Consider the following 13,487-nt stretch of genomic DNA (forward strand, 5'->3'; position numbering starts at 1 on the left):
AAAGAATATGTCCATGTTTAGAATGGCACCGGCGCTTCAGGACGTGGTGAATTTTGCCAAGGTTCAATGTCCACATAGTCGCAAAACAAGCGTTTTCGCTTTTCTTATCAAGGGGATGAGGTTATGAATGAAAGAATCGGCCATAAATTAGAGATTTTGCCGGATCAACCAGGTTGTTATTTAATGAAAGATCGGCAGGGTACGATTATTTATGTTGGAAAGGCAAAAGTTTTAAAAAACCGGGTACGTTCTTATTTTACAGGTTCACATGATACAAAAACACAGAGACTTGTTAGTGAAATCGTTGATTTTGAATATATCGTTACATCTTCAGATATTGAAGCACTTATTTTAGAAATGAATTTGATTAAAAAGCATGATCCTAAATACAATATCATGCTCAAAGATGATAAAAGCTATCCATATATAAAGTTAACGAATGAACGTCATCCAAAACTAATTATTACACGTAAAGTAAAAAAAGATAAAGGTAAATATTTTGGCCCATATCCGAATGCGCATTCAGCAAATGAAACGAAAAAACTGCTTGATCGGCTGTATCCATTAAGGAAATGCCAGACACTACCAGATCGAGTTTGTTTATATTATCATCTGGGACAATGTCTAGCTCCATGTGTATATGAAGTGAAAACAGAAACATATAAAGAAATGACGGATGAAATTACTCGTTTTCTAAATGGTGGATACTCGACGATCAAAGTGGATTTGCAGAAAAAGATGCTGGAGGCTTCTGAAAATCTCGAGTTTGAAAGGGCATCAGAATATCGTGATCAAATATCTCATATAGAGGCAACGATGGAAAAACAGAAAATGATGACATCTGATTTTACAGATCGAGATGTTTTTGGATATGCGTTGGATAAAGGGTGGATGTGTGTCCAGGTATTTTTCATTCGACAGGGAAAATTAATTGAGCGAGAGGTGTCACTGTTTCCTGTTTATGGTGAAAAAGCGGAAGAGTTTCTCACATATCTAGGGCAATTTTATTCCATTCCAGAAAACTTTAAACCGAAAGAGATATTAATACCAGAAGCCGCTGACGAAATGTTAGCGGAACAATTATTACAAGTTAAAGTACTAAAACCAAAAAAGGGTCAAAAAAAAGAATTAGTTAAACTAGCGTGTAAAAATGCACAAATTTCTTTAGGTGAGAAATTCTCTCTTATTGAACGTGATGAAGAGCGAACTGTCCATGCAATCGATAAACTAGGAAATGCTATGGATATATACACTCCATATAGAATTGAGGCATTTGATAACTCGAATATTCAAGGATCCAATCCCGTTTCCGCCCTTGTCGTATTTATTAATGGGAAGCCAGAAAAAAAGGAATACCGAAAATACAAAATTAAAACAGTTAAAGGGCCTGACGATTATGAGTCAATGAGGGAAGTTGTAAGAAGAAGATATACAAGAGTGTTACGAGATAAACTCCCGCTTCCTGATTTGATACTGATTGATGGTGGGAAAGGTCAAATTGATACGGTAAAAGAAATTATCGAAGACGAGCTTGGCTTAGATATTCCTGTCGCCGGGTTAGCAAAAGATGATAAGCATCGTACATCACAGCTGCTATTTGGTAATCCGCTTGAAATTATTCCACTTGATCGTAATAGTCAGGAATTTTATTTATTACAAAGAATTCAAGATGAAGTCCATCGATTTGCAATTACCTTCCACAGGCAATTGCGAGGAAAGTCAGCATTTCAGTCAGCATTAGATGATATAGATGGTATTGGACCTGTTAGAAAGAAAAAGCTACTTCGCCATTTTGGTTCATTGAAAAAAATGAAAGAAGCTGAGGTAGAGGATTTTATAGAACTGGGCTTGCCAACTAAAATTGCGGAGGCACTAAAGGAAAACTTAGAACAATAAGTTGATAATTCTAAATCTAGATGCTATAATGATTGAAAATTAATAATAATGATAGAGGTGCAACCCTCAAGAGTAAAGATCCAGAGAAGTACGGGCTTCAATGAAGGATTTTGAAAGGGATGGTTTGCCGAAGTGGAGAAAAACCCTTACTATTTTCCGCTGGTCCTGGATTTAAGAAATGCAGGATTGTCAAAACAGTATATATACTGTTTTGGAGGGCTATCTCATGATGTTAGTGAATGAATTGAGTGTAATTATGCGATTCACAGGCAATGAGATTAACCTCTCATTGTCTTTTTTTATATCATTCAGAAAGTGGGCAGGATAATGGGAACAATTGTTATCAAGTTTGGTGGTTCATCGCTTAGTACCACAGATAAAATTAAACAAGCGGCGGAGCGAATTGCAAATTATAAGAAAAGTGGAAAAGAAGTGGTAGTGGTTGTTTCAGCAATGGGGAAAACAACAGACCAACTGCTACATCTTGCAGGGCAGATTACTGATAACCCGGCCAATAGAGAAATGGACATGCTTTTAACTACTGGAGAGCAGGTTTCTATTTCGCTTTTATCTATGGCTCTTACGGAAATGGGAATGCCTGCGGTATCTTTCACTGGTTGGCAGGCTGGAATTGTGACAGAACAAGTTCATTCCAATGCAAGAATTGTGGATGTGAAAATAAAGCCTATCGAAGAAAAGTTAGCAGAAGGTAAAATAGTTGTTGCTGCAGGATTTCAAGGCGTGACAGAAGATGGAGAGATTACAACGCTGGGTAGAGGTGGATCAGATACAACTGCTGTTGCTCTAGCAGCTGCTTTAGGTGCTGAACGTTGTCTTATTTGTACAGATGTGACAGGAGTGTATACATCTGACCCGCGCTATGTATCCCAGGCTCGTAAATTATCCGTTGTCTCATATGATGAAATGCTAGAACTCGCTAATTTAGGAGCTGGCGTTTTACATCCGCGTGCAGTTGAATTTGCAAAAAATTACAATCTAGTGCTTGAAGTACGTTCAAGCACAGAAGATGAAGATGGAACCGTAATTAAGGAGGAAGTATCCATGGAAAATAATTTAATCGTTCGAGGTGTTGCTTTTGAGAAAGATATTACAAGACTGACTATTTTTGGTTTGAAAGATGAAATAACAGGCTTGTCTTCGATCTTTTCAGTATTGGCTAAAAATGCAATAGACGTAGATATTATTATTCAAAGTCAAATAGATGGAAATAAAACAAATTTATCTTTTTCAATTAAAAATAAAGATCGCCAAGCTACTGTCGATATTCTTGAAAGTCAAAAAGAGACTCTTGGATTTGAAAGTATTGAATATGAAGCAGGTCTGGCGAAAGTGTCGATCGTTGGTTCGGGTATGGTCTCTAATCCTGGTGTTGCTGCTCATATGTTCCAAGTATTAGCAGATGAAAATATCCAAATTAAAATGGTTAGTACATCGGAGATTAAAGTATCAGCAGTAGTAGAAGAAGATAAAATGACTTCTGCAGCGCAAACATTACATGAAGCGTTCGATCTTGGTGCGGTAGTGGAAGAAGTAAAATAAAGCTCAAATGTAAAAGAGGTTGTCTCGAATAAAAATTTGAGACAACCTCTTTTGGTTAATTGTTACAACAGTGGAAATATAATTAATTATGGTATAGTCCCGCTAACATGTACAGATACCGGCTACCTCTCGAACACGCACACCTTATTCAATCGGATCTTTTGGGTCCCATCTAACTGTAAAGATAACTATATTTTGCTTTTTAACTATCTCTTCATAGGCTTCGGTCATCACTTGTTTTTGGATTTGTACCTGTTGAGCGATAAAGCCTGCTTCAAGACGAAATGATGGATCGGTTAACATTTGTAATCTTCTTTGCACGATATCGCCACTAAGTTCAAACTTCATTTCGTTTTTACTTTCGCTACTCAGGCGTAATTGTCCCCAGCCAGCATCTTGAAAAAAAGATTCACTTTCTTCTTTAGAAAGAACAGGAAACTTACGTGCCAAATGTTTTCCTGACCAATATGTAATTTCAGGAGTGTCTTTGCCCAATAAATCAGGAATAAGAATATCCCGAAGTAATTCATAGCCAAATATCGGTACAGTATAGCTTTCATCTATATCATTTTGCGTTGCAACTTTTTTTTCTATGGAAGATTTCAATTAATTCCCCTCTTTCTTTATGCACCTATTATATACAAAAATCAGGGCGAAAAGAAAAAAAAGTGATAAATATTCCACCTGAAAAGTTTTCAGAATGTAATTAAAACAATAATAAAATATGTAAACGTTGCCTTGACGCTTCTGATAGTGAGGAGTAGAATAGATATGTCACATAATTGATGAAAAATACTTTATGCAGTTTTGGTATTTAAGTGGTTTTCACTCTATACTGACTGCCGCATAGAGGTTGAACAATTAAGGGGGGGAAATTGTGGCAGGGAAAAATGAATTTTATTGGCGCAGATTGCACTCATTATTGGGTGTTATTCCGGTGGGCCTTTTTGTAGTGCAGCACTTAATCATTAATCACTTTGCTACGCAGGGTGAAGAAGCATTTAATAATGCTTCGGCATTTATGGGAAATCTTCCTTTTGTAATTTTCCTTGAATTTGCAGTAATATACATACCAATTTTGTTTCATGGAATTCTTGGAATTTATATCGCGTTCACTGCAAAAAACAATCCAGTCAAGCTAAGTTACTTTCGAAATTGGATGTTTACCATCCAACGTTATACAGGCGTGCTTTTATTGGCATTCATTGCATGGCATGTATGGGAAACTCGTATTCAAAAGGCATTCTTTGGTGTAGAAGTTAATTTTAAAATGATGGAAGATATTTTATCAAACCCGTTAGTATTGATCTTATATTTAATCGGTATTCTATCTGCTACATTCCATCTATCAAATGGTCTTTGGTCATTCCTAGTTAGATGGGGAATTACGCAATCACCTAAATCACAACGTATTTCATCTTGGGTAATGGTTGGAGTATTTGTCATCATTTCAATTATTGGTGTCCGTGCGGCATTTGCATTCGTATACCCAGATCTATTCTTCTAATATTGATATAATTTGAACAAATGATAGTACATCGGTAAAAAAAGGAGTGAATCACACGATGAGCAAAGGTAAAATCATCGTGGTCGGCGGTGGATTAGCCGGCTTGATGGCTACAATAAAAATCGCAGAAGAAGGTAAACAAGTTGACCTTTTTTCATTAGTACCTGTGAAACGATCCCATTCTGTCTGTGCGCAGGGCGGAATTAACGGAGCTGTAAATACAAAGGGTGAAGGAGACTCTCCTTCCATCCATTTTGACGATACAGTATACGGTGGAGACTTTTTAGCAAACCAACCACCAGTTAAAGCAATGTGCGATGCTGCACCAGGAATTATTAACTTGCTAGACCGTATGGGTGTTATGTTTAACAGAACACCTGAAGGATTGCTAGATTTCCGTCGTTTCGGTGGAACACAGCATCACAGAACGGCATATGCAGGTGCAACCACAGGACAGCAACTTTTATATGCACTTGATGAGCAAGTACGTCGCCATGAAGTTGCAGGTCTTGTTAGTAAATATGAGGGATGGGAATTCCTTGGTATTATCAAAGATGATGAAGGTAATTGTCGTGGAATTGTTGCACAAAATTTAACGTCTATGGAAATTAAATCGTTCCCTGCAGACGCCGTTATTATGGCATCAGGTGGACCAGGTATTATTTTTGGGAAATCAACAAATTCAGTTATCAATACAGGTGCAGCTGCATCCATCGTATATCAACAAGGTGCAGCGTATGCAAACGGAGAGTTTATCCAAATCCATCCAACGGCCATTCCTGGAGATGATAAACTTCGCTTAATGAGTGAATCTGCACGTGGTGAAGGTGGACGAGTTTGGACTTATAAAGACGGAAAACCATGGTATTTCCTTGAGGAAAAATATCCAGCATATGGTAACCTTGTACCTCGTGACATTGCAACACGGGAAATTTTTGATGTTTGTGTCAATATGAAGCTTGGTATTAACGGAGAAAACATGGTATATCTTGATCTATCTCATAAAGATCCACATGAGCTTGACGTGAAACTTGGTGGTATCATCGAAATCTATGAGAAATTTACAGGTGATGACCCGCGTAAAGTTCCAATGAAGATTTTCCCTGCGGTCCATTATTCAATGGGTGGTTTGTGGGTTGATTTTGATCAACATACGAGTATTCCAGGACTGTTTGCCGCTGGAGAATGTGATTATTCACAACATGGGGCGAATCGCTTAGGTGCTAACTCACTACTTTCAGCTATTTATGGCGGAATGGTCGCTGGACCTGAAGCTGTTAAATATATTGATGGTCTTGAGATAAGTGCAGATGCCTTACCATCTTCATTGTTTGACGATGCAGCTAAAAAAGAACAAGAAAAATGGGCAGACATCATGTCACTTGATGGTACCGAAAATGCGTATGTTCTTCACAAAGAATTAGGCGAATGGATGACAAACAATGTAACTGTTGTTCGTTATAATGATAAATTGCAACAAACAGACGATAAAATTGTTGAGTTAATAGAGCGCTATAAAAATATTAACATTAATGATACAGCTAACTGGAGTAACCAAGGGGCTACGTTCACTAGACAATTATGGCATATGCTTCAATTAGCGCGTGTCATCACTATCGGTGCTTTAAATCGTAATGAGAGTCGTGGAGCTCACTACAAGCCAGATTATCCTGAGCGAAATGATGAAGAATTCTTGAAAACAACGATGGCGACATATAATCCGGTTACGAATTCTCCAGAATTCAGTTATGAAGATGTGGATGTATCCCTTATTAAGCCTCGTAAACGCGACTATTCTAAACAGAAAGAGGAGAAATAAGGATGAGTGAAAATAAAAAAGTTACCTTTATCATAACTCGTCAAGATAACCCTGAATCACAGCCATATGATGAATCATTCACACTAGACTATCGTCCGAACATGAATGTAATTTCGGCTTTAATGGAAATTCGTCGTAACCCGATCAATGCAGAAGGGAAAAAGACTACTCCGGTTAATTGGGATATGAACTGTCTTGAGGAAGTATGTGGAGCGTGTTCGATGAACATAAATGGAAAACCACGTCAATCTTGCACAGCGCTTGTCGATAAACTAGAACAGCCTATTCGCCTTGCACCGATGGCTACATTCCCTGTTGTGCGTGATCTTGTAATCGACAGAAGCAGAATGTTTGATTCCTTAAAACGCATCAAAGCATGGATTCCAATCGATGGAACGTACGATCTTGGGCCAGGACCACGGATGCCAGAAAGAAAACGTCAATGGGCATATGAATTATCAAAATGTATGACATGTGGCGTTTGTCTGGAAGCATGCCCAAATGTAAATAGCCAATCTGAGTTTATTGGACCTGCATTCCTATCCCTTGTTCGTTTATATAATGCGCACCCAACGGGTGCGATGAATAAAGACGAACGCTTAGAAGCATTAATGAGTGATGGCGGTATTTCTAACTGTGGAAACTCACAAAACTGTGTGGAAGTATGTCCTAAAGGCATTCCACTTACAACTTCAATCGCATCAATGAACCGTGCAACAAACATACAAATGTTTAAAAACTTCTTCGGAAGCGATCATATGGTGGACTAACCTTCTCGACTAAAGAAACATTTTTCTTTTGGAAACTGGAAGTTAGTTGAAAAAGAGGATCTGCCTTTAAGGCAGATCCTCTTTTTGACGTGCGCGATATATGATATATTAAAAGAATGAGTAACCATTCATTTAATAAGGAGTGAAGAAATTGAAGCTTATAACATATATTAAAGATATGGCGTCATGGAAAAGTGAATTTACATTTTTCCATGAAATAAAAGTTCGCTTTTCTGAAACTGATATGTTTGGTCATATGAATAATACCGTGCCGTTTGTTTATTTTGAAGAGGCAAGGATCGAGTATTTCAAACACCTTGGTTTTATGGATAACTGGTTAAACCTCGATAATGATACAATCCCTGTTGTAGCAGATCTACAATGTGATTTTCATATGCAAGTTTATTTTGGAGAAAACTTGAAAGTATACGTGAAATCAATGAAAGTAGGCACAACATCTGTTGATCTTCATTATATGGGAGTCAAGGAAGACGGATCGGTTTGTTTTACTGGGCGTGGAAGAATGGTCCAATATTCGAAAAAAAACGGAAAGGGCGAGCCGTGGACGAGAGAAATGAAAGAAAAATTACAATGATGATCAAAAAAAATTAACTTTTTTGCCTAATTAACTAATTGTACCCCTCATCATGTCACTTACATAAAACAATTCACATATGATAAGGTGACAATCAAAATACCCATCCCGCGGTTTAAAGCTGGCGAAGGCAAGGAGGGTTACAATAGTTGAAGGAGAATGAATACACTCACAAACCGCTGCTCACAAAGAGAGAAAAAGAAGTATTTGAACTGTTGGTACAAGATAAAACAACAAAAGATATTGCTAAAGAACTGTTTATAAGTGAAAAGACAGTTCGAAATCATATATCAAACGCCATGCAAAAGCTCGGAGTCAAGGGAAGATCTCAAGCTGTCGTAGAATTGCTGCGCATGGGCGAATTAAAGTTATAAAAGCAAAACCGGCTGTCCTAATTGGAGGGCCGGTTTGTTTGTTTGAAAAATAATTGAAATACATCAGACTTGTGTAGCAGAAAGAAACAAACTTGTAAATATGGTTAGATGGAATCACGGAAGGTGATGTTAAACTTCCTAGATAGAGCAAAGCTTGCATGGTTGTATCAACGTATTTTTCTACAATAATAATATATAAACAAAAATACACATTACATGTAAATTTAATGAATCTAATATACTGGTAATTTAGAACTACTTAGATGAGTTTTGGAGAGGACTTAATGAGTCTTGATGCATCTTTATGCATCTTTATGCTGATTTTCAAAGGTAGTAAATTATGTTAATCTAATATGAGTTTGAAAAAATCGGAGGTTGCAAAATGACAAAAAGGTTTTTCATGTTATTTACCACTATGCTGTTAGCTGCATTAATCGTTAGTGCATGTGGTAAAAGTACCAAAGAAACGAATAAAGACGCATCTACAAGCCAGTCAGAAGAAAATAGTGAGGTGGAAAAAAAGAAAACTGAAGAAGAGACAGACCAAGTAGCAGTAGAAAAAGAAGAGGCAGAAGAGGAAGTCAAAGAACAAAGTAATACAGGGGATAATTCCTCAAATGACTTTTCAGGATTAATTACATATATGGAAAAAGAAACGGAAGGAACGGCAAAAGTTCTTTATGAAAATGCCCAACCACAAGTACATGTTATGGAAGGGATATCAGTTTCTTTGGACTCTTATGTATTAGTAGAATTAAATGACTTTCACACTGATTTTAATATTCCATTCAATGATCAAACAGATGGCGGTGTCATTATTGCTAAATACACAGTGAAAAGTGACCTAGATAAAGATGCATATTATATGCCTGCTTTCTATATGTCCTTTACTGGTGCCCAAAAAGCATATAATAATTATAGATATCTACTTCCACAGGAAGATCAATTATCAGAAAAATTATCACCTCCAAATGATTATTTAATAAAAGCAGGGGAATCAGTAACAGGCTATTTTGCTTATCCATTTGGCAAAGACGATTTAGGTAAAATTTTAGATTTGTCAACAGTAGTAGTTGAAGTCCCTAAACCACATGCTGAAAAAGGTGACGTTAATTCTAATTTTGGTAAAGAGGGTAAATTTACATTAAGCTTGAATGAAGCCGGCGCCGCAAAAGTAGCAGACAATCAAGCTTTTTACCAAGATCGAGCTACAAGGGAAGATATGGGAACAAAGAAGATGCTAAAGGAAAAGAATGGAATCAATAAAAGTGAAAAATTAGGAGATGTTGATGTTAAATTGGAAGGATATCAGTTTACAGAATTCACTCCAAATTCGGAAGAAGCGCCACGCTTTTCATCCTTTACTAATGGGCTAGTCTTACTAACTATTAAAATGAATTTAGATAATAAAGGAACAGATGATATTGGGTTGTCGTCAATGAGTTCTAAATTAACAGTTAATGATGGCTCTCAATACTTGCTTAATGAGGGGATGTTACTTAACTTCCGTTATGATGACCTCATTAAAGATGGCGAATCAGGTGAATTGTTGCAAATATTCGTATTAGATCAAGAACAATATGAAAAAATTTGGAAAGATAAAGCTTTTGAGTTTGAAATCGGTCCAATAAAAAATCAAGAAGCAAAAGATATATCTAAAGGAAAAAAAGCTACATTTACTTTACCAAAGTAGTAATATAAAAAATGAAGACATCTAAAATACCTTGAATACTAAGCATTTTAAAAGCTCAGTATTCAAGGTATTTGTTTTTTCTAAATGATTCCTTTTTATTTTCCTTGCAAAGGTGGATATCATAAAGCGCATACAACAAAAAGATTTGGAGAAAATAGTTCAGAATTGATAAATGTACTGGGGGAATATAGAATATGACTGAGAATAGGAAAAGTGATCACAAACAGGAAAATGACGACCATAAAGTTGAAGCGGATCTGCAAGGAAAACCACATAATGATAAAAGTGAAGAAGACATGATTCTTTCTGAAAAACTTCGCTTCAAAAACGCAGATGATATATATAAGTAAATGGGAAAATGGCTTATTCGTTAGTATGTATTGAAACGTGAATTTTTGAACACTTTTAAAAAGCACCTGAAAAAGAATACAAGTATTCTTTCAGGTGCGTAAACTAAATTAATCCACATGATTTCATCAGTCGTCAGTGTATAAAGTAAAACTAATATTCTACTGTAGATCGGAAATGAGTCTTACTGAATTCCGCTTCATCAGGATCAAAATAATCTTCCGTGTATTTTGCTACAAACATGTCTTTGTCGACATATCCAGAGCCCCATGTTGGATCCATTATAAGCCACTCGCCGTCTACTTTTACTTCTACCCAGGCGTGGCGAGCTCGGTTGAATCCAGAGCCCGCATGGCCAGTTACGAATCTTGCTTCCTTGCCACTGGCACGGAGCAGTGCGATAGCGAGATAGGAATAATCTTGGCAAACACCAGTTTTTAAATCGAGTACTTTCAATGCACTATCATCCCAGTCAAACTCATCATTTTTTAATTTTTTTACATCATAGGAAATTGTTTTGGCTGTATACTCATAAACTGCCTTCGCTACTTCTCTATCTGTTTTCTTATCTTTTGAAAGTTCATTCGCGATTGCAATGATTTTCGGTGAATCTGATTGCACTCCTCTTGAGGGTAATAGATCTCGACTATCCGCAGTTGCTGTATTTTCAACATTGAATTTAGCGACGCCGAAAAATTTAAAATGACTGCTGTTTTCTTCCATTATTTCTGGAACACTGACAACTACCTCATACTTACCTGGACCGAAACGCAAGTAGAATGCGGCGTCGAATGAATAGTCGTGGATAGGAATAACATCCAGCGCTTCATCGCCATCCTTTTTGGTTGAAATGTAAAGATGGGTCGTATCTTTCGCGTATGGCGCATTCTTATCGATAGTTCCTTTTATTTTATAAGAAAGATCTGTTTCATCCCCTCCGAATGAAGGTGAATCAAGCGTGACACCTCTTTCATCATATTCTGTAAAATAGGTAACGGGTTCAGTAATAAGGCCTGATTCGTTCTCTATATAAAGAGTGGTTGCTTCCTGGTAATAATTGCTTTTTTTCTTGTCAGGTACATATACTTTTAATCGATGAACGCCTTTGCCATAAAACAGAGGGATATCGTAAGCGAACTTTCCATCTATCACAGGTATCACATGTTTCCAAGTTTCCGTGTCTTTGTTGAGTTCAATCATTATTTCATTGTTTTCTTCTATCAGGTTGCTTTCCCCTTTTAAAGAAAAAACTTCATTTCCTTTTATATAGCCACTACTTGGGGCTTGAATCTTGAGTTCAGCATCTTGAGCAAAAGGGCTATACGTAATATCGCGATGTACAGTTGGATTTACGTTGATAACTTGAAAGTTTGCTATATCATGATAATAATTTTCTTTATCTTTACTAGGTAGGAGTATGGTTACTCTGTATTCTCCTACCCCATTGAAAAGCGTCGTCTTTTGTTTGAATTTCCCATCTTCTATTGGCGCATAATATTCGAGTGAGTTATTAGTAGTGGCATCTCCAATGAATTGAATTTTTATCCAAACATAGCTTTCTTTCAGTTGCTGATACTGCTCTATACTACCTTCTATAGACATTGACTCATTGATAGCAAACTTTTGATATGTTGGCTTTTTTACCGCGGCACCAATTTCCTCACCATAGGTAGTTAATGAAAGAGGCTCAAGCTCTAATTCAGCATTTTTTTCTTTTGCTACAAGTTCATATTGATTTTCTTGTTTTTGTTCCTCGGATTGTTCATTAATCTTTGTTGTTGCTGAATCTTTTGTACATGCTACAAATAGAAACAAACTAATAATTATTAAAATAAGTCGAGATGATCTTCTTATAGACATATTTAACCTCCTGTATGTGGTCCAATAGATTGTGATTTTAAGATACTATTAATTATTGTATGCAGTTGGTTAGTAGTTAAAAATATTAATCGTATTTTTTAACCGATTGTTTTCATCTATTTTTAAATAACCGTTAAATTTCGGGTGCAAAGTACCATATACATCAGCGTTATATTTTTTGCGATTTTTCTTACTCTCAACTTCAAAATCTTCCGCATCTATAGAAATAGAATATATTGCAAGAGGAAGTCCATCAATTAAAAGTAGATTATCCAAAAGCGCATCCATTTTGTCATTACTAAATACGCCATTGTATGAATAATGGATACTTATTTTAGGCAAAGTTAATTTGCCTTCTTCTCCAACATTAAGAATCATCAGTTCATCGATTATTTTTTTTGCTAGTACTTCGCTGGGATTCTCAAGGTCATTATTCATATAATATGTAAATAGCGCATTCATTTTAGATTCGTTAAGCTTTTCTTTATCCAGATCAATGCGAACGTATAATCCTATACCGTCATTAACAGATGAATGTTCTTCAAAGTGTAAAGCTGGAAAATCATCAAATGTCCTGATCTTTGAAAGAGATGTACGGTATGCAAAAGGAAAGACATGCCCGATCAAATGATCGTATAAGTCATAATCGTATTTGCTAATAATTCCATTCTTAACAACTTTTTTTAGTTTTCTCGGTTTACTGTCTAAATCAACTTGAACGATGGCTCTATTGCTATATATCGGTTTACTCTTCGTTTTATAATTAACGATAATTTTATCTTCAAGTTCACCTCCTTTTCCTATCGGTTTATAAAATACATTATCAGAATTTGCTGTTACTTGGACACCATTATCCATAAGTGTTTTTTCTACTAAATATTTAGCCTGTGTTTGTGTTTCAGGATTTTCGATAAACTTCTTACCTTCTTTAGAAACACAACCTGACAAACAAAAAAGTAATAAAACAAGGATGCTACACTTCATATAGTTTTTTATTGTTATCAATCCTCTTTCAAAAATGTTTTAGAATTAAATTAGTACATTTGCTTTTTAACTTATCATAGC

At 36.2% G+C, this 13,487-nt stretch carries 12 protein-coding genes and 1 riboswitch; of the genes, 9 read left to right on the top strand and 3 right to left on the bottom strand.

The genetic code is table 11. The annotated features are described in order from the left end of the window. Positions 1-123: 123 nt before the first annotated feature. Together uvrC and MHB53_RS24335 are read left to right on the top strand one after the other, a co-directional pair. Positions 124-1,896 carry an excinuclease ABC subunit UvrC gene (uvrC, locus tag MHB53_RS24330; protein WP_340923532.1) on the top strand — a complete coding sequence of 591 codons (1,773 nt, stop codon included), beginning with the start codon at positions 124-126 and terminating at the stop codon, positions 1,894-1,896. A 44-nt stretch (positions 1,897-1,940) separates the two neighbouring features. Continuing rightward, a riboswitch (Lysine riboswitch) is annotated at positions 1,941-2,126 on the top strand. A 97-nt stretch (positions 2,127-2,223) separates the two neighbouring features. Next, entirely contained in the window at positions 2,224-3,456 is a 1,233-nt protein-coding gene (locus MHB53_RS24335; protein ID WP_340923535.1) for an aspartate kinase, read from the top strand. A 144-nt stretch (positions 3,457-3,600) separates the two neighbouring features. Here MHB53_RS24335 and MHB53_RS24340 read toward each other — a convergent pair whose 3' ends face one another. Continuing rightward, positions 3,601-4,062 (bottom strand): YslB family protein, encoded by a 462-nt coding sequence (locus MHB53_RS24340; protein ID WP_445661480.1) that lies wholly within the window; start codon positions 4,060-4,062, stop codon positions 3,601-3,603. Positions 4,063-4,333: 271 nt separating this feature from the next. Between MHB53_RS24340 and MHB53_RS24345 the strand changes: the two genes are divergently transcribed. The 7 genes from MHB53_RS24345 (at position 4,334) to MHB53_RS24375 (ending at position 10,564) form a co-directional block, all read left to right on the top strand. Continuing rightward, positions 4,334-4,963 carry a succinate dehydrogenase cytochrome b558 subunit gene (locus tag MHB53_RS24345; RefSeq protein WP_340923538.1) on the top strand — a complete coding sequence of 210 codons (630 nt, stop codon included), beginning with the start codon at positions 4,334-4,336 and terminating at the stop codon, positions 4,961-4,963. Between the two features lie 58 nt (positions 4,964-5,021). Next, entirely contained in the window at positions 5,022-6,782 is a 1,761-nt protein-coding gene (sdhA, locus tag MHB53_RS24350; protein ID WP_340923539.1) for a succinate dehydrogenase flavoprotein subunit, read from the top strand. Positions 6,783-6,784: 2 nt separating this feature from the next. Then, entirely contained in the window at positions 6,785-7,552 is a 768-nt protein-coding gene (gene sdhB, locus MHB53_RS24355) for a succinate dehydrogenase iron-sulfur subunit (RefSeq protein WP_340923540.1), read from the top strand. A gap of 151 nt (positions 7,553-7,703) precedes the next feature. Then, on the top strand, positions 7,704-8,147 hold the full coding sequence (locus tag MHB53_RS24360) for an acyl-CoA thioesterase (protein ID WP_340923541.1): 444 nt from the start codon (positions 7,704-7,706) through the stop codon (positions 8,145-8,147). 149 nt (positions 8,148-8,296) lie between these two features. Beyond that, positions 8,297-8,521: a helix-turn-helix domain-containing protein gene (locus MHB53_RS24365; RefSeq protein WP_340923543.1), complete on the top strand. Its 225-nt coding sequence runs from the start codon at positions 8,297-8,299 to the stop codon at positions 8,519-8,521. Between the two features lie 382 nt (positions 8,522-8,903). Next, positions 8,904-10,214 carry a DUF5068 domain-containing protein gene (locus MHB53_RS24370; RefSeq protein WP_340923546.1) on the top strand — a complete coding sequence of 437 codons (1,311 nt, stop codon included), beginning with the start codon at positions 8,904-8,906 and terminating at the stop codon, positions 10,212-10,214. A gap of 194 nt (positions 10,215-10,408) precedes the next feature. Next, on the top strand, positions 10,409-10,564 hold the full coding sequence (locus MHB53_RS24375) for a hypothetical protein (protein ID WP_340923549.1): 156 nt from the start codon (positions 10,409-10,411) through the stop codon (positions 10,562-10,564). A gap of 151 nt (positions 10,565-10,715) precedes the next feature. Here the strand turns inward: MHB53_RS24375 and MHB53_RS24380 are convergent, their stop codons facing one another. Both MHB53_RS24380 and MHB53_RS24385 read right to left on the bottom strand, forming a co-directional pair. Next, entirely contained in the window at positions 10,716-12,422 is a 1,707-nt protein-coding gene (locus tag MHB53_RS24380; protein WP_340923551.1) for a transglutaminase domain-containing protein, read from the bottom strand. A gap of 69 nt (positions 12,423-12,491) precedes the next feature. After that, complete coding sequence (locus MHB53_RS24385; RefSeq protein WP_340923553.1) at positions 12,492-13,427, bottom strand: hypothetical protein; 936 nt, start codon at positions 13,425-13,427, stop codon at positions 12,492-12,494. Positions 13,428-13,487 lie beyond the last annotated feature (60 nt).

The organism is Bacillus sp. FSL K6-3431 (assembly GCF_038002605.1).
Lineage (GTDB): Bacteria > Bacillota > Bacilli > Bacillales > Bacillaceae_C > Lederbergia.

What these genes read in the sequence shown, in the direction of transcription:
- MHB53_RS24370 (WP_340923546.1), top strand. Translation starts at nt 8,904, where the DNA reads ATGACAAAAAGGTTTTTCATGTTATTTACCACTATGCTGTTAGCTGCA.
- uvrC (WP_340923532.1), top strand. Translation starts at nt 124, where the DNA reads ATGAATGAAAGAATCGGCCATAAATTAGAGATTTTGCCGGATCAACCA.
- sdhA (WP_340923539.1), top strand. Translation starts at nt 5,022, where the DNA reads ATGAGCAAAGGTAAAATCATCGTGGTCGGCGGTGGATTAGCCGGCTTG.
- MHB53_RS24380 (WP_340923551.1), bottom strand. Translation starts at nt 12,422, where the DNA reads ATGTCTATAAGAAGATCATCTCGACTTATTTTAATAATTATTAGTTTG.
- sdhB (WP_340923540.1), top strand. Translation starts at nt 6,785, where the DNA reads ATGAGTGAAAATAAAAAAGTTACCTTTATCATAACTCGTCAAGATAAC.
- MHB53_RS24375 (WP_340923549.1), top strand. Translation starts at nt 10,409, where the DNA reads ATGACTGAGAATAGGAAAAGTGATCACAAACAGGAAAATGACGACCAT.
- MHB53_RS24335 (WP_340923535.1), top strand. Translation starts at nt 2,224, where the DNA reads ATGGGAACAATTGTTATCAAGTTTGGTGGTTCATCGCTTAGTACCACA.